Here is a 15,343-nt window from a genome sequence, read left to right on the forward strand (position 1 = left end):
GACACAGCTATTCTGGTTGTAAGATCATCGGCATCTGTGTCGCCGACGTAATTGCCCTTTAACGCCTGTCCGGGTAATGCTCCGTGATGAATTCAACACGCGGGGGCGGATGTGTCAGGACTTTTTGCGATCATTTTCTTGGCGGCTGTCGTCGGGGTTTTCAAACCCTACATTGGGAGCCTCAAGCGTTGGCATTTCGCCATAGCTGCGATCGTCTCGCTGATCCTTGTCGGCTCGTTTGCTGATCCGAAGGCAAGCACCACAATGGCGGCAAGTGATCCAGTCGCCAGCACGACAGAGCCGAGCGCGAAGGGTGAGGACGCAGCGCCCTCTGCGCTGCCGTCGAAGTGGACCTACAACGAACAGATGGACGAAATGCGCGGGACCGTCACGAAAACGGCGCGCCTGACCAGTTCGAACGAAGTGAACCTTCAATTCCCGTATGGAACGGTCAGCGGATATATTGAAGTTCGCAAGCGCCCGACTGACGGACTGAACGTGATGTTCCTTGTCGATAAAGGGCAAATCCTCTGCCGTAGCTACAGCGATGGTCATGTGTCGGTGAAGTTCGACGATCAGCCTATCAAGCGCTATGCTTGCGACGGTGCCAGCGACGGGAGTTCGGACATCGCGTTCCTCAGCAACGAATCCGGATTTCTTGCCAACCTGAAAAAGTCGAAGAAGGTCATCATCGAAGCCGAATTCTACCAGCAGGGTAACCAGCAATTCGCCTTCGACACGGCAGGCTTGGATTGGAAGTGACGGGCTTTGCGCGCCGCTTTCGTTGGCTGTTACCTATCGCACTTGCTCTTGCAGCTTGTGGGTCCACGGCACCAGCCGCCCAATCGGAAAACGCAAAACCTTCCGGGATCGGTGGCTACGGCAATTTGAAGTTTGGAATGTCGTTCGCAGAATCGACCGGGCTGACCGGCTTGAGCCGCTTCAATCCAGCAGCCGTCAAAGGGTGCTTGCTCGAACTAGCCGTGCGCGGCTGCTATCTTACGCCCGACAATAATCTTATCTCCTACACCAGTGTGGATGGCATCCCATACACGCTCGCGCTGTCCTTCAACCGGTTTGACAAACTGACCGACATCTCGCTCAAATACGAGCGCGAGATGATCGACGACCCGGACCAGAAGATGTCGTTGGAAGATTGTAGAGCCATCCATGAGCGGACGGCTGATTGGCTCGTGAAGGACTTCGGAGCCTTCGAGCAGAAGAAGGAAAAGGGCGTAGAAATCGTCAAGACAGCCAAGGGTAGTGAATATTCTTACTATCTCGACGGCACGACGTTTATCGCCAGTTTTCAGAAAAATCTCTCGGATAAGCGTCGGATATTGCTAGTTTCCCATTATATGGTTCTCGGGTCGAACACGACGTGCAGCATCGGTGCAGAATTTTCCGAGCCTGACACGGTTGAGCGTTGGGAGCTTTCACCCGACGAAAAGAAGCAATTAAACGAGATCACCAAAGGCTGAGGACATCGCTGCGTAGCCGGGGCACCATCAGTGTGGTATTATGACCTATGGCGAACGAACTGGACGACATCAGGGCGCAGGCGAACTGCCCGGCATGCGGTTTCGTGCTGAACCTCACTTACAAGACGTTGCGCTTGCGGCGAACGGTCGAATGCCAAGGTTGCGGCGAGACGATCCGGCCAATTGACGAAACACCGATTGGGAAGGTTCAGGCGCTGATCGACGACGTAAACAAAGCCGCATAACCTCTTCCGAAAGGCGCTCTCACATCACCAATTGGACTTGCGTCCAGCCGTGGTATTTTTCTGCCAATTCTCGAAAATTTCTTGCAAATCGGGCGGGATCGCCGCTTCGAATGCCTCATCGAGCGGATAATGTGGCATGGCCTCGACGACGGCGTCGAGCAGCGCCAGCCCCTGCTTACGGTCCTTCGGACGCTTAAGAGGGTTGCGCTTGGCCTGCTCTGACATCCAGAGTTTGTGGAGCGCAAACCATCGAGGGTCCGGCGCTACGATCCGGGCAGGGGACCCATCGCGGCAGCCGACGACTTGATCGACCGGTCGACCAAGCAGCAGCCACTCCTGCTCTTCCAAAGGAATCGGCCGCGGTTGATCGCGGTCGCTCAGTGTTTCGGCACGAGACGGCGCTACGAGCAGCTCGACCTCATACGCCCGGGCATTCCGTGCTTGGAAATCACGCTCGCTGTTGATTGTGAAGGTCGGGTCGACGGTCTTCAGCATCTGCCAGACGGTTTGTTCGGAATTGTCTTGCTCGGCGGCGACCCAGGCGAGATCGAAGTCTTCGGTTTCGTCGGGCAAGAGAATGAAGCCATTGGCCTCTATCATATAGGCCGCGATCGCGTTGGTGCCGACGACGAGGAGGTGCGAGCCAAGAAGATCGCGACGATCGCATTCTCGAAGAATGGGACCGGCATCGCTGGAAAGCAGGGGAAGTCGCAGAGCCCGGTACAGAGCGGCGCTTTCGGCAAGTTTGGCGCTCAGTAGTGCGCCACGTTCTTTCAGCTCCGCCTTTTGCTGGCGATATTTTTGGAACTCGGCTTCCCGCGCAGCGTCCATGCGACCGAGCGACTTGCCGTTTCCGCTGCGATCATGGATCTGATAGAGATATTCATATTCGCCCACTGTCTTGCGGCGCAAATCATAAGGCAGCGCGGCCCGGGCGCGTTCGGTTACGACCCAGGCTTCATATCGTTGCCGGAGGTTGACGAGAAGCCGGGATTGCTCATCGCTGAAGGTGCGAAGGGTGTCCATGAGGAGTTATCCCACAATTTCCAAAGTCTGTCAAATGTGGGATAAATAATTGTTCGATAATAAAGATTATGTTAAATTTCTAGCTTGTGATCAATTATAGCAGCGCTCTGTTCCCAGGCAAAATGCGAGCAGAACGCGGATAAAAGAAGGGCCAGCTTACGCCGGCCCTGAAAAGTTTTGGGAGAGGATGCCTGAAAGGCGAATGGCATATGGGAAGCGTCAGTTTATGTTGCAAGTGCGAAGGGCCATTTTTTGGTCCCGGAGCAATTGCCACGACCTCAACTAGCGAGCGTACGAAAAAAGCGGCAAACTGTCTTGATGGGGCGCGCCGATCGTCGAATGACGGACCCTCGCCGTTTGCAGCAATTCGCGTGCAACCCGCGACAGGGTGTAGACCGCCTGGCGCCGCGCGCCGCGATTGTAATGGTCGACGCGATAGCCTTGATAATGCCGGTGCAGCAGTCCCGCGCGCACGAGGTCCGAGACTGCGCGGCTGACGTTGGCCTTTCCCGCCGTACGAATGCGCTGCCGCAGCTCGTCGTCGATGATGGTTTTCGCGGCAACAGCGTCGGTGGGGAGGCGCCCAGTGCTCCAAAGTTCAGATTTCACGCGGGCAGCTAGCGCCTGACGACGCGGATCGCGAGAGCCCATGGGAGCCAAAGCGTCGCAAAGCCAATCCCGAATGGTCGCCGCAGTGCCATCGGTGACAACTAGCGGCCCCGCCCTTCCATCCGGGCCGGCGATACTCGCAATGAGGTTTAGAACCATGAAGGCATAGCGCGGGCGGGCTGAGTTTTGCGCCAACGCTTCCATCATGGTCGGCATGTTCACTGGCGGCCCATTATCGCCGTGCTGCGCAAGGTTCTGAAGCATGTAAGAATCATGCATATCTAGAACGAAAAGTGAATCCCCAATCCAAGAAATCGAACACTTTGTCATCAATGACACTTTGCCGGCGGGTAAAGTGTCATTGCCGACATTCTATTGAGCGTGGCCAAGGCAGAGCGATCGGCGCATTTACAGCTCAAGCCCTTTCGACCGATCGAGTTGAGGCTCTTCGCGCGGCGCTGGAGCCACGGGCCTTCCGGCACCCTTTCCTTCGGCGGGGCTGGGACCGCCCATATCCGTCTCCTTGGTTTCGGGTTTTTCCGCTGTGGCGGCGGCAGCGACATCAAGGCTGTTGCCGAGATCGAGTTTGCGCTCGAGGTCAGCGAGAGTCGGCTTGTCCGCCTCCTCCCCGGTCGATGTGTCGCGTACCCCGTCTTTACCAGACAGGATGCGTTCCACCGCCAGCTCGCCGATCGCCTCGAGTGCGGAGGTCTTGTCGCCGCGGTTGCTCTCGAGCTGACGTATCAGTTTGACCTTGTCGTCGGTGAACAGCCTGACATCCATTTGCTGCCGCGTATGATTGACGAGAAAGGCGCGAGCGTTGGATAGGTTCGTCTCGCCCGCTCCCATAACCGAGAATACGGCCTCGTTCGTGATGCCCTGTGCCATATGCGTGTTGATCGCATAGGCGAGATCCATGCGCTTGAGCATCGGGTCGGCGTTCTTCAGCTCGCGGACCTCGCCGTCGGCGAGTTTCACAACGATTCCGTCCCGGTCGACCTTTTCGATGCTGGCGATCGTCGCGTTGATCATGCCGCGTCCATCGCGCTTATCACTGTCAGTCCAGCGGATGCGCTCGCCCTCGTGAACCTCGATGCGCTTTTCGTTGCTGAGCTTCAGACGATTAAGCTTGCCGCCAGGGTCGATCTTGGACGGTTCGACACGGTGCTTGCGCCCGCGCATGTCGCGGAGTTCGACGCGGCCGTTTTCGAAGACGCGCTCGATATAATAATCGCCCTTCGGTAGACCTAGCCCATTATCGCGACTCCCGACTTCGAGGAACTGCGCTGCCTTCCAGTTGCGGGCGTAGCGATACTCCTCGCGGGTGAGCTGCAGAGTCTCTCGAACATTGAATACGCGCCCGTCCCCTTTCAGCGTGCCTTCGGCTTTCAGCCCCTCCTGAATGATCTGGTTGGCCTCCGCACGTCCATCGCGGCTCGAAGGCAGGAGCGTGGTCTTGTTCCGCTCGTCTGCCGGCAGCGCGAGCCAGGCGCCGGCGGCGTCGGCGATCCGGGTTTTGCTCTCGATGACGCGATCCCGCAGGATCGCGATCGCGCCGCGCACGTTGCCGGCATCGGCGAGATCGGCAACCAAGCGCATGTCTTCGGTTTTCTGGCGCATGTTTATGTTGACCTCGCTGACCGGAAGCTGGTCCTGGATGGCGCGCGCCTGCATGACCGAGAAACTCTTGCCCGCGTCGATCGGGTTGAGCTGTTTGCGGTCGCCGATGATGGCGAGGCGGCCGACCTCCATCAGGTTCGCGATCGCGGTTAGCTTGTCCATCCGCTCGTTCGAGATCATCGATGCTTCGTCGAGGATAAGATAGGTGCCGGCGAGGTCGGCCTTACGCGCGGCGAAGGCTTCGGCCGACGCCTCGCCATTCAGAAACTTCTCGTTCGAATAGATGAAGCTGTCGACGGTGCGCGCTTCCATTCCGGTGTCTGTTCTCAGATCCGCGACCATCTTGTTCTGGAAAGCGAGGGCCTGCGCATCGCCGCGCATATCGGCGGTTAGCAGGATCGATTTGGCGTCTTCGGCGCCTATCAATCGCGCTGTGGCATCGATGGCCTCAGCCTTGGCGACGGGCTGAAGCATGGTCGACTTGCCCGCGCCGGCACGGCCCTGGACGAGCACGATGCGGTCTGGAGATGAGACGATCTGGATCGCGGCCGCGAGCTGTTCGGTGTTGAGCTCGCGCGGGACCGCGAGCTCCTGCAGACGGTCGCGAGCGACGTCGGCCGACATGAGCGGGCGCGCTTCACCGGCGCCTGTGTCCATCGCCTTCAATATGCGGCGCTCTTGCTCGATCGCCTCCCGCGTCGTGATCATGTCGATCGCTTTGTCGAGCCGTTGCGAAGTTTCGGGGACGATCTCGCCCTTTTCGACGAGCTCGGCGATCCGGCGCTCGATGCGTTCGGGCGTCACACCCTTCTCGCCAAGATCCACAGCCGTCTTTATGACGTCGGCCGTGCTGAAGACGGCTTCGCGTTCGCCCAAAATGCGAATGGCGCTCGCGGTTGCATATTGGGTTCGGGCGGTCGCCGGCGTGCGTGTCAGTTTGGCGAGGCCGGAATCGACCAATGGATCCTCGGGCCGCTTCAGATAGTCGACAAGGCGGTCGCGACTATCCCGAATGGCGGTGCTGACGGCCAATATTCCGCGTTCGATCGGAGAGCTGCGATCCCGCGACCTCTCGAGAGCCATGGCGTAAATCTGGTCGCCATTGTAGCGATAGTCTCGCGCCTCGGCGCGCCAACGCTCGGCAAGTTCCGCGCGATCGCCGGCATCCATCTTCGGATCGCGCGTGCGCTGCGTGATGGCGCGTCGGCCTTCCGGACTATGTACGCCGAGCTCCTCGGCCTTTGCCTTTATGTCGTTACCGCGCTTGGAGAAGCCATCGAGAGCTTCCTTGTTGATCTTCTCCCCATTGGGGCCAAGAAGCTCGAAAGCGCCATGTTTACCCGTGATCTCGGTTTTATAGCCCAGCGCCTCGACTTTCTCACGGAGGATGGCGTTTGCCATCGAGGTGAGCGTTGCGCTGGCCTTGTACATCGTCCCGTTGTGCCAGGCGCGCCAGCCATCGTCGCGGATGTCTTCGCCGGTCTTTTCGTCGACGCGATCGGGATTCCGGAATCGCTCGGGAAGCCGGGACAGATTGGCGATGACGGCATGGATATGGCTCTGCGGGTCGGTGGCCCGGCTCGTGTCATGCGGAAATAGCGCGTAGACCAGGTTGCCGGTGCGGACAGCGACATCCTTGCCGTCAACATGAACGCGAGCTTCGGCGAGGTTCTTCTCTGCCCAGGCCATCGTCTGTTTGACTGTTTCCATATGCGCGGCGAGGATCCGCTTGTCGCCCGAAACCAGCGCAAGGAGCGAGGCTGACTTCGGCATCGAAAATGTGAAGTCGCGACCGCTGACGCGTGTCGCTGGATCGCCGATCTGCTTTCCGTCAGGCAGCTCGCCGTTCAGGATGCGTTCGAACGTGGCGGTATCGACGGTCCCAGACAGTCCGAGATCCTTCGACCCCTCCCCCGCCCAGGCTGACACGGCTTCCGACTGTTCGGCCGTATAATAATTGTCCGCCGCGAAGTAGGCCGCGGCCCCTCCCGCGGAATGCACTTTGCCGATCGAAACCGTCATCGCGCTCAATCCATGTCCATGCCGAGGTCGTCGCTGCCGCGGGCCATGCCGTCAGCGCCGAGCTCGGCACCGCCGGCGCGGCGATGCTCACTCTCCCCGAAGTCCATCCGGGATTCGCGGCGGGCCAGTTCGCCACTTCGCTCTTCAGTCGGATCCTTGGCGCCGCGAAGCCGCTCCTTATAGGAAAGCGCATCCTGCCGGCCGCTACTGCCGGTGGCCGCATTGCGAGGGATGGCACCATTCGGCGCAACGTCGTCGATCGACCGCTTGGCCAATGAACCGGCGGGATGCAGATTGACTGGCTCCCCGATCAGATCCGACCGACTATCCGAACTCCCACGACCAACATCCAGTACGTCGCGCGCGCGGATCCCGCGCCCCTCCTGCAGGTCTGCGGCTTCGGGACGGCCGCTCCATTCCGCCGCCAAAGTGGTTCCGGGTTCGGGACGGTCGTTCGCGATGTCCTGACCGCCCCCCTCTTCCCCATCGCCTTCACTATCGTCCTCTACGATCGGCTCCAGCTCGGGCGGCGCCGGAGCCTTGATGAACCCTTCGGCAACCGGCGAAAAGCCGACATAGGGGAACGACACTAAAGTCGCAGGAAACTTCTCGGGAAACCGAACATAGGCGTTGAGATTGGGAAGGCTGGTGATGTCATCGGCGATCACCAGCGCTTCCTCTTTGGTCGTCGGCGAGATCGTCGACGCGTCGCGAGTTTGGTGCGCGCCGTAGCTGTAGGATTCGTCCATTGTACGAACTTTGCGAAACCCGATCAGGCGCGAGCATTCCTCGGCCGTATCCCGATCGGTGGTGCGAAGCATGATCTTCGTGTTGGTCAAACTGATGATATTGCGGGCGCCATCCTCACCATATGGGGCCCGGAGCCCGGCAAAATTGTGGAGCCCAAGAACGAACGCGCCGCCGAAACTGCGTGCTGTCTGAAGCCCGCGCTCAAGAGCCGGCAACTTGTGGAGCGCCGCCAATTCGTCGAAGATGTACCAGGTCCGAAGTTGGCGCGAATGGGGGAGCGTCATGATCGTATTGATCGCGATATTCATCCAAAGCGTCAGCAGCGACTTCGACATATCGAGATCGGCATATCGCGCCGTGATGAACAGGATCGACGCTTTACCATCGTCGCGTTCGACCCAATTCTTGATGGAGAACGGCTCACCGTTATCGGGCAGAAAGCGGATGCTTTCAGCATGGGCGTTGAGCACGGCCCGGATCGATTGCGCCATCTTTGCCGCGTCGGGAGAAATGAGCGGATCGGCAACCGTGCCCTTTAGGCTTTCGTAGATCTTCTTGAGGCTCGCCTTCAACAGTTCATCTGAGAGGTGCCGGTTCGTTCCCTTCCCCTTCTTCTTCAGATTATCGCACATTTCGACAAACAGGGTACGCGCGGCCTTCTCCCAAAAGCCTCCGTCCGATCCATGGTCGGCGGGAATAAGTGCTGTCGCGGCGTTCACGAATTCACTGCGAGATTCGCAATCATTGAACAGCGACCATGACTCGCAGCGCGCGTCATTAAGGTTCAGAACATGGTCCCGATCGGGGTCGTAGAACGCTTCCATATAATGGCCGGTAAGATCGAATAGCACGCACCGGTCGCCCCGCTCTATCGCTTGCGCCACGAGCTGGCGAATGAGCGTGGTCTTGCCCGTGCCTGTCGTGCCCGTGAGCATGACATGGCTCTGTTCGAAGCCATAAGGGAACGGCAACGTCGCAATCTTGTACGGAAAGATGACCCCCGCAGCCTTGCGCTCCGCAAGCGGCAAGGCTTCGACCTGAGCGAGCGTCAAATCGGGGAACGCCTCCTTCGCGCGAGTCCGAACGCGGTCAAGGTTATGACGATCGAGCATCATCTTGAGAACGTCATACTCGACGATCTCCACGCCGCGTTCGTGGTGATCGGCAAGAATGGACTCTCCCCGATCGCGTGCCCACGGAATGAACCACAACGCGAAAGCCCCGGCGCCGGCGCTCGCGAAGAACAAGCTTCCGAACAAGGCGTTCATCAGCTTTGCCCACGCAACCTGCACGTCCGGGATATAGGGAACATAGCCCATGTAGGTTGGATAGATGCTACCGTCACGAAGCGTGACGTTGGCGCGCTTCATTTCGTCGAGGCCAATGAAGTCCCAGGTTGCCGCGAGCGCCTTGGTGCCGAGCATCTGGAACTCATAATCATCGAGAATGAGTGTCAGTTTGACCCAGGTGAATGCGGCCAGCAGACCGAACCAGACGAACAAGGGCACGCGCGCGCCGCGCCACCACATCGAGAACTGATGCCCTATGAGCTGCGAACCGCGGGTGAAGTTGCCAGAGTTGCGATTGGCTTCGCCGTGACTTGACCATGAGCGCGGATGGCGGGGGCGTGACGGCCTATCTGTCATGGTGACGGTCCATTCGTGCATCCACCATTGCGAGAAATTCGTCACGCCGATCAGGCGCGTTCGTCCTCACCCATTCATCGGCAACGAGCTGCACATACTCGCATATGATAGCCATCCGTTGCGGATTGAACTGGGGACGATCCCGGTCCGCCAGGAAGCTGTTTACGATGCGACGGACAAGCTCTGACTTGGTAATGCCTTCCGACTTGGCGAGCTCGTTTAGAGCAAGCCAAGCTGAAGGCGAGAGCGCAACAGAACGACGATGAAATTCCAAACCACCCTCCCTCTCAGGGGTAGGCGGTGGGTTCTTGCGAAAGGCGAAACTCGGATATCAGCGACCGGAACTAGGGTCAAGCTGGCCGACAGTCGCAGAAATTGCTGGTGCAATTTGCACCCCGATCAGGTCTTCAAACCGACCGGAATTCGCCACTTTTGGCGGGTGTCGATTGCACCCCGATATAGGGTGGCACATGCACCCCTTCGGGTGCGTTATGCACCCTCACATTTCCCTGCGTTTCCGCTGGGTTTTGAGCTTCGCGAATTGCGGCTTGCCGCATACCGTGTGCATCTCAGAATGAGATATCCCCGAAGCGGGTCTCTCATTCTGCTTATCGGAGGGAATCCGGGCATAGCCCGTCAGCTTGCCTGTAATCTGGGCACATTCGTGCCCGGTTCGGGCACGAGAGTTCAGGCCTGCATGAGGCGCTAGCCCCGCCAGACATTTGCTGATCGCTTGTCCGCATGCGGGCAGCGTAATCGGCAACGCTCGTTTGATTGACGATGCCGAATAGGTTGCCTGCTGGAACCACGATATGGATCATCCGCTTGGTCGGATGACCGATCGATCGCGACGCCCTGTTGGACCGATCGCCAACAAGCGCATTGCGTTTTGGGAGCGCGAAGCGTGAACCCAAAACGCAACTCATTCTGTCGCCGGCGGGGAGTCAAACCGGCACCCTTCCGTGTCCATTCCCTGTCCGATTTCGTAACGCCGCGGACAGACGTCGTGTACCTGTTTCGGTGCTGGATTATCGCCCGTATCGTGATAGCAGTGCGCAAAGATTGGATAGGCTGAAGCGGAGTAAAACGATGCCAAGGGCGAAGAAAATCGAAGGCAATCTGGATGCGATTGCGGCGAGACGCGCAGAGCTGGAAGCCGAACTTGCGCGGGTGACGGAAGCGGAACGCCGAGCCCGCGAAGCGGAGCGCGATGCGGGACGTGATGTACTTCTCGCCGCACTGGGAAAGGTGAAGATTGCCCGGATGGATCGAAGCGAAGCTACGGCCATTGCGAAGGCGATCGAGAAGCATGGCGCAAAGAGGATCGCGGAGAAGTTGGACACGCTCTGAGGCGATCGGCGATGTGCTGGTTGCGAGCAAACCGAGGCAACGAGTGAAGGCGATCGTGCCTATACCCGGAGAGATGCGCAAATGGCGAAGGGCCGCGTGCCGCCGATGCGAACCGGCGGGCACCTTCCCGCCGTGAGCGAGGCGGTCACAGGCGCGCGGCTTGCAAAGCGAAAGGGTCGGTCGTCGCCGGCCCACACATGGGTGTTCGTTAAATGGCGTCGGGAGATCTTCGCCGTTGGCTGACCTTACTGCCAGACTCTCGGCAAAGGCGAACATTGGCTGTTCGTCGGGATCGTCGAAATTCATCTCGATCTGATCCCTGCGTCATATGCGAGCGCGCGATAATCGTCGTAGAGTTCGGTTTCCATGATGCGTCTCCTGGGAAAACTGAAGGGGCGGACGTAGCCGCCCCGAGAGGTTCAGAAGGGAACGTGATCGTCGTCTTCAGCGGGCGGCGTATCGTTCGTGGTCGTCGCCTGTTCGCCCTTCCGGCGCTCGATGGTGAAGTCGTTGACGGTCAGGTCCACGTTATAGTGGCGAACGCCGTTCCGCTCGTAGCTGCTCTGTCCAACGCGACCTTCGAAGGTCACCAGGTCGCCGACGCCGATTTCTGTTACGCGTTCATGCTGTTTCTTGAAGAGCGTGACGCGGTTCCAGACGGTGCGATCCTTCCAGTTGTCATCCTTGTCCTTGTAGGGATATTTGGTGGCGACATCGATGTGCGCGACCTTCTCCTTGGCGTCGATCTTTCCGATACGGCCAGTGATGATGAAGTCGGCTTTCTGTTTCATGGCTTGTCTCCTTGGGTGGTGTCGTTGCTGACGCACTTCGAGGAGGCGGCCGCTCGCCGCGGGCAAGCTGAAAGACGGAGGCTCCGCCGCGCAGCGGTGGAAACCGTAGGCCCAAAGGGCTGGTTTTCTGCTTGAGGGTCGATAGACCCGTCCCGCGAAAGGCGGGCGAGCTGTCTACGTGCGTCAGACAGCAACGAGGCCGCCCAAGGAGGCGAGCTGCAGGGAGCCATTCAGGCTGGCCGCGCTCGCTGAAGATCGATCGGGACGGTCCTGCCTATGGTGGCGCATCGATCCCCGATGGGGGCGAAAGTGGAACCGCCGCACTTTGGTCCGCACGGTCATCGGAGGCACAGCGGCCAACCCGTCGGGCCGGATTGCTGATCTTCGCCGATCGCGACGCAGCGCATCGGACAGCCTTCGACAGTATCGGGCAGACTGGCTATTCGGAGCGGTGCGTTGGATTGATGCGGGCGCTGATTACATTATCGAGCACCCGCCGCCAAAGTGCCTCGGGCATGATGCCGATGAAGGGCGAGCCGTCAGCTGCGCCTCGTACGTCAGGTCCAACCCAGGTGAACTCGTTGAGGTCGTTCCATACGATCCGCGAACGGTCGTCCAGTCCCAGGTGCTCCGTCACCCGGGGCGGGATCGCTATCGAGAGGCCAGGGTCATAGTTACGCGTCGTTATCGGCGCGGTGATGACGCGTAGCTGGCCCCGAGCCCGGAACGTGCTGAGAACGAGGCAGGGCCGAATCTTGCGGCCGTCCTCAAGCCCGCGCTCCTTTTCGGCGCGCCAGAGATACACGTACTGGATGACGTCAGTGGGGAGCGGCTCAGTCCATGAGCTCGTTAAGGGCGACGGCTTCGGGGCGCGCCGTGGCGGTCCGGAGGCTTCGGGTTGCTTCATCACTCAATTCCTCGGGCGTGACAGCGATATGGTCGAGGCGCGCGAGGCGTTCATATTCGGACGCGGGCAACATGACGACGCGGGTGGCGCCGTTGCGCTCGATCCCGATGGGGTGCGTCATGGCTTCGTCGTAATAGAAGCCGAAGCGCTTCGAAACCTCACTGGAAGTGACCTTTTCGATTGGCAGTTCCATGATTCCCTCATCATCTTCATCGTCATGCTGGCAAACTGAACCTTGCGGCTCTCATCGTCTCGAAAGTCATCATCATCATCGGAATCGCCAACATACGTAATCTACGGAATGTGAGAATTCAACCCCCGCCCGTGTGCGGGCTGGATCACGGCATGAGGGCTCGGCCCTCTACGCCGGGATCCACTGCGGGCGACGACTAGTCGAACAGCCGCCCGACCAGCTCGGCGCCGTCGTGCTTCAGCAAGATGACATCGCGGAACTGCGCGGGGGGTCATCACCGCACGCCGCGCCGCTTGCGGCGCATCGAGCTGGAGCGCGCGGGCGGGACGGCCGCGCTCAATTCCGCACGGCGCCGACGTTCCTCGCGGCCCCATTCGGCAAGAAGCGGACTGATGTGCGTCTGGATCATCACGTCCAGTTCGAGGTCCGACATCGCCGCGATCTTGGCTTTGCGATCACGCTCCCATTCGACATCGCTACGCGGACGTACCTCGCCCTCGTGAACGATCAGTCGGCCGTCACGAAACATATTGATGTAGGTCAGCAAATAGCACGCGTTGCCGGGACATTTGCAGCGACCCCAATAGCGGATGAATGCGGCGCGATCCGGTTCGGCGATCGCGCGCAGCTCGGCGCGCGCGCGCCACCAGTTTCGAGCCTCGCGATCGCGGTTCGCTTGCTGGTTCTCGACGAATGCTCTGCCGCGCGCGTCGAGCAATTCCTCCGGTGTGGGCTGGCTCTCGGCGATCTCGGCGGCGAAGAGCGGGAATTTCTCGCGATCCAGACGCAGGCGGCGTTCCGCCGCCTTCAATTTCCGGTTCGTCCGCTCGTAGGCATAGATTCCCTGATGGGGTGTGAAGCGCATAACACGATATCCGACGCAGCGCGGCCACGCTGGGGTGGATGCTCCCACGGCTGCTGCGACAATAAGGGCTGGGAAAATTACGAAGTGGCGCCGCGAACGGCAGGCGCCCTAGTCGGGGCGCCAACGGTCGACCAGATCGGCCATCTGACCGCGATACTGGTCGCCGAAAGCATCGATGTAGACGGCCCCGCCATGCTGACCGAGAAACGCAAAGACGGTAGCCATGTCAGCGGCAACGTCCCGGTCAACGCCGAACAGGTCAGTCAGCGGGAAGTTTCCCCACTGGTCGCCGTCCCACCATGCGAGGAGAAAATTCGTGACGCGGGCCGATTGGCCGGTGTCGGCGCGCGCAAGGTCTATCAGGCGGTTAAGCGCGGACTTCAACTCGGGGTGAGCGAGAATTTCTACATTCATCGGTTCGGCTCCTTCGGCCCGTGTATCAAGAAAATCGAATGTCGTCAGTTTTTGGGGTCAATCGTCTTTCGAGGCCCGCGCCAGTTCGTGGAAGCGCCAAGCGACATTTTCCGCGAGCACTGCGAGGTGGGGAAGGTCGCAATTCTGAATCTCTTCCTCGATGCTGATCCGGCGGAGGCTTTCCGCTCGCTGCGCGTCGGTTTCGGTCGGCGCCGTTATCGGCGCCGACGGTGCCGCAATCGTCGGAAAACGCGTCCACTGCTGGGTGAGCCAAGCAATCAGGCCCGGCTTGTCGGTCGGAACGTCGATCTGTTCCCAGGTCCCGCCGTTCGCGCGGACCAAGCCCGCTGCGTCACTTTGATTTCCCGTCCATTCGCCAGTGCTGGTCAGATAGAGGCGCATCGTAATTCTCCGGGTGGGCGAAATGCGATCAGGCGTGAGCCTGATCGCGGATCGCAAAATCTGCGTGTTTGAAGATGGTGAGCGGGACGCCAGCGGCGCGAAGATTCTGCGCGAGATTGATCTGGACGCCGCTGCCTTCGCAAATAACGGCTTCAACTGGCAGCAATCGCTGAATAGAACGGTTACGCTCGAACGCGGCGCGGTTGCCAAGCTGGCGATTGAGCCGGAAGGCGACAAGCGGCACCCCGCGCGCTGCGGCCCATGCGGCGCCGATGGCGTCGGCGCCCTTGTGCTGCGCAGTCGTGACAAGCGTCATCGCGGGAATGCGGGCCTTGATCGCGTCCAGACGATCCCAAAGCGCCTTATGCTCGGTCCAGTCCTGCCCGCCCGACAAAACGACAACCGGACCAGTCGGGGCGTGTGCTTCCCGTTTTTCCACCGCGCGCGCTGCGAGAAAGTCGCGCGCGTCGATCTGCGAGGCGGTCAAGGTGCGGCCCGTTCGGCTGCCGGTGGTAGCGGACCAAGGCTGGCCGCATTCGACGCGGTAAATCTCGGCGGCGTGGTCGCGCATCGCGCAGATCGCCGCGACGGCTTCATGAAGCGACTGGCAAAGGCGCTGCGTCTCCTCGACCTTCACCGCGTGGATTTCGGAAGGGTCCATGATGCGCGCCAGCTCGCCAAGCTCGCGCGCGGCGTCATCCTCTTGGCGTGAAAGCTGCTGCGCCACCTTGTGGAAGCTGTTGACGATCCCCCAAGCGATGCGAGGTGCGACAGGTGCAAGGCGCGTATCGGCGAAGAGGTTGAAAATCTCGCCGGTGACGTGGGCAGCAACGGCGCGCGCTGCATCGCCGTCGGGCAAGTCGTCGGCCGTGGGTTCGTCGTGGATGGAAAGCTGGCTGGCGGCAATTTCGCTGGTGAAAGCGCCCGCGAAGGCGTCGGCGCTGGTAAGGCTGGCGTAATGTTCTGCAAGGTCGGCGAAGTTATCGAAGCGGGCCATGATGAAATTTCCTGTTCGCCGCTTC

At 60.0% G+C, this 15,343-nt stretch carries 16 protein-coding genes; 5 read left to right on the plus strand and 11 right to left on the minus strand.

What is annotated here, in order from left to right:
• Positions 1-138: 138 nt before the first annotated feature.
• The 3 genes from SKP52_RS23615 to SKP52_RS23625 are packed head-to-tail and all read left to right on the plus strand — an operon-like array spanning position 139 to position 1,726.
• Complete coding sequence (locus SKP52_RS23615; protein ID WP_095389291.1) at positions 139-762, plus strand: hypothetical protein; 624 nt, start codon at positions 139-141, stop codon at positions 760-762.
• Positions 759-1,481 (plus strand): hypothetical protein, encoded by a 723-nt coding sequence (locus tag SKP52_RS23620; protein ID WP_141237227.1) that lies wholly within the window; start codon positions 759-761, stop codon positions 1,479-1,481. Before SKP52_RS23615 ends, SKP52_RS23620 begins: the two co-directional genes overlap by 4 nt.
• A 47-nt stretch (positions 1,482-1,528) precedes the next feature.
• Positions 1,529-1,726 (plus strand): hypothetical protein, encoded by a 198-nt coding sequence (locus tag SKP52_RS23625; RefSeq protein ID WP_037554252.1) that lies wholly within the window; start codon positions 1,529-1,531, stop codon positions 1,724-1,726.
• Positions 1,727-1,750: 24 nt separating this feature from the next.
• Here SKP52_RS23625 and SKP52_RS23630 read toward each other — a convergent pair whose 3' ends face one another.
• The 4 genes from SKP52_RS23630 to SKP52_RS23645 form a co-directional block, all read right to left on the minus strand.
• Positions 1,751-2,752, minus strand: a complete 1,002-nt coding sequence (locus tag SKP52_RS23630; protein ID WP_037554251.1) for a GSU2403 family nucleotidyltransferase fold protein — start codon at positions 2,750-2,752, stop codon at positions 1,751-1,753.
• Between the two features lie 282 nt (positions 2,753-3,034).
• Positions 3,035-3,640 carry a hypothetical protein gene (locus SKP52_RS23635; RefSeq protein WP_081933005.1) on the minus strand — a complete coding sequence of 202 codons (606 nt, stop codon included), beginning with the start codon at positions 3,638-3,640 and terminating at the stop codon, positions 3,035-3,037.
• 129 nt (positions 3,641-3,769) lie between these two features.
• Positions 3,770-7,003: a MobF family relaxase gene (gene mobF, locus SKP52_RS23640; protein ID WP_037554295.1), complete on the minus strand. Its 3,234-nt coding sequence runs from the start codon at positions 7,001-7,003 to the stop codon at positions 3,770-3,772.
• 5 nt (positions 7,004-7,008) lie between these two features.
• Entirely contained in the window at positions 7,009-8,688 is a 1,680-nt protein-coding gene (locus SKP52_RS23645) for a type IV secretion system DNA-binding domain-containing protein (protein WP_267128075.1), read from the minus strand.
• A gap of 3 nt (positions 8,689-8,691) precedes the next feature.
• Here SKP52_RS23645 and SKP52_RS27165 point away from each other — a divergent pair, with 3 nt between their 5' ends.
• Positions 8,692-9,357 (plus strand): hypothetical protein, encoded by a 666-nt coding sequence (locus tag SKP52_RS27165; RefSeq protein WP_228383962.1) that lies wholly within the window; start codon positions 8,692-8,694, stop codon positions 9,355-9,357.
• 1,131 nt (positions 9,358-10,488) lie between these two features.
• Entirely contained in the window at positions 10,489-10,749 is a 261-nt protein-coding gene (locus tag SKP52_RS23655; protein ID WP_037554250.1) for a hypothetical protein, read from the plus strand.
• 419 nt (positions 10,750-11,168) lie between these two features.
• Here the strand turns inward: SKP52_RS23655 and SKP52_RS23660 are convergent, their stop codons facing one another.
• From SKP52_RS23660 to SKP52_RS23690, 7 genes are all read right to left on the minus strand, one after another.
• Positions 11,169-11,540: a single-stranded DNA-binding protein gene (locus SKP52_RS23660; RefSeq protein ID WP_081933004.1), complete on the minus strand. Its 372-nt coding sequence runs from the start codon at positions 11,538-11,540 to the stop codon at positions 11,169-11,171.
• A 439-nt stretch (positions 11,541-11,979) separates the two neighbouring features.
• Positions 11,980-12,447 (minus strand): type II toxin-antitoxin system PemK/MazF family toxin, encoded by a 468-nt coding sequence (locus tag SKP52_RS26345; protein WP_141237237.1) that lies wholly within the window; start codon positions 12,445-12,447, stop codon positions 11,980-11,982.
• A complete protein-coding gene (locus SKP52_RS23670) occupies positions 12,374-12,640 on the minus strand; it encodes a type II toxin-antitoxin system Phd/YefM family antitoxin (protein WP_037554249.1) in 267 nt (88 codons plus the stop codon). The genes SKP52_RS26345 and SKP52_RS23670 overlap by 74 nt, the downstream gene beginning before the upstream one ends.
• A gap of 274 nt (positions 12,641-12,914) precedes the next feature.
• Positions 12,915-13,505 (minus strand): hypothetical protein, encoded by a 591-nt coding sequence (locus tag SKP52_RS23675; RefSeq protein WP_037554248.1) that lies wholly within the window; start codon positions 13,503-13,505, stop codon positions 12,915-12,917.
• 108 nt (positions 13,506-13,613) lie between these two features.
• Complete coding sequence (locus SKP52_RS23680; RefSeq protein ID WP_052182087.1) at positions 13,614-13,919, minus strand: DUF7673 family protein; 306 nt, start codon at positions 13,917-13,919, stop codon at positions 13,614-13,616.
• A gap of 57 nt (positions 13,920-13,976) precedes the next feature.
• Positions 13,977-14,321, minus strand: a complete 345-nt coding sequence (locus SKP52_RS23685) for a hypothetical protein (protein ID WP_037554247.1) — start codon at positions 14,319-14,321, stop codon at positions 13,977-13,979.
• Positions 14,322-14,349: 28 nt separating this feature from the next.
• Positions 14,350-15,318 carry an SLOG family protein gene (locus SKP52_RS23690; RefSeq protein ID WP_037554245.1) on the minus strand — a complete coding sequence of 323 codons (969 nt, stop codon included), beginning with the start codon at positions 15,316-15,318 and terminating at the stop codon, positions 14,350-14,352.
• Positions 15,319-15,343: the final 25 nt, after the last annotated feature.

The sequence above is a fragment of the Sphingopyxis fribergensis genome, from assembly GCF_000803645.1.
GTDB lineage: Bacteria > Pseudomonadota > Alphaproteobacteria > Sphingomonadales > Sphingomonadaceae > Sphingopyxis > Sphingopyxis fribergensis.

Coding starts and splice junctions, on each gene's coding strand:
- SKP52_RS26345 (WP_141237237.1), bottom strand. CDS start 12,447: ATGAAGCAACCCGAAGCCTCCGGACCGCCACGGCGCGCCCCGAAGCCG.
- SKP52_RS23635 (WP_081933005.1), bottom strand. CDS start 3,640: ATGCATGATTCTTACATGCTTCAGAACCTTGCGCAGCACGGCGATAAT.
- SKP52_RS23625 (WP_037554252.1), top strand. CDS start 1,529: ATGGCGAACGAACTGGACGACATCAGGGCGCAGGCGAACTGCCCGGCA.
- SKP52_RS23630 (WP_037554251.1), bottom strand. CDS start 2,752: ATGGACACCCTTCGCACCTTCAGCGATGAGCAATCCCGGCTTCTCGTC.
- SKP52_RS23670 (WP_037554249.1), bottom strand. CDS start 12,640: ATGGAACTGCCAATCGAAAAGGTCACTTCCAGTGAGGTTTCGAAGCGC.
- SKP52_RS23680 (WP_052182087.1), bottom strand. CDS start 13,919: ATGAATGTAGAAATTCTCGCTCACCCCGAGTTGAAGTCCGCGCTTAAC.
- SKP52_RS23645 (WP_267128075.1), bottom strand. CDS start 8,688: ATGCTCACGGGCACGACAGGCACGGGCAAGACCACGCTCATTCGCCAG.
- SKP52_RS23660 (WP_081933004.1), bottom strand. CDS start 11,540: ATGAAACAGAAAGCCGACTTCATCATCACTGGCCGTATCGGAAAGATC.
- mobF (WP_037554295.1), bottom strand. CDS start 7,003: ATGACGGTTTCGATCGGCAAAGTGCATTCCGCGGGAGGGGCCGCGGCC.
- SKP52_RS23690 (WP_037554245.1), bottom strand. CDS start 15,318: ATGGCCCGCTTCGATAACTTCGCCGACCTTGCAGAACATTACGCCAGC.
- SKP52_RS27165 (WP_228383962.1), top strand. CDS start 8,692: ATGGCTCTGTTCGAAGCCATAAGGGAACGGCAACGTCGCAATCTTGTA.
- SKP52_RS23685 (WP_037554247.1), bottom strand. CDS start 14,321: ATGCGCCTCTATCTGACCAGCACTGGCGAATGGACGGGAAATCAAAGT.
- SKP52_RS23655 (WP_037554250.1), top strand. CDS start 10,489: ATGCCAAGGGCGAAGAAAATCGAAGGCAATCTGGATGCGATTGCGGCG.
- SKP52_RS23675 (WP_037554248.1), bottom strand. CDS start 13,505: ATGCGCTTCACACCCCATCAGGGAATCTATGCCTACGAGCGGACGAAC.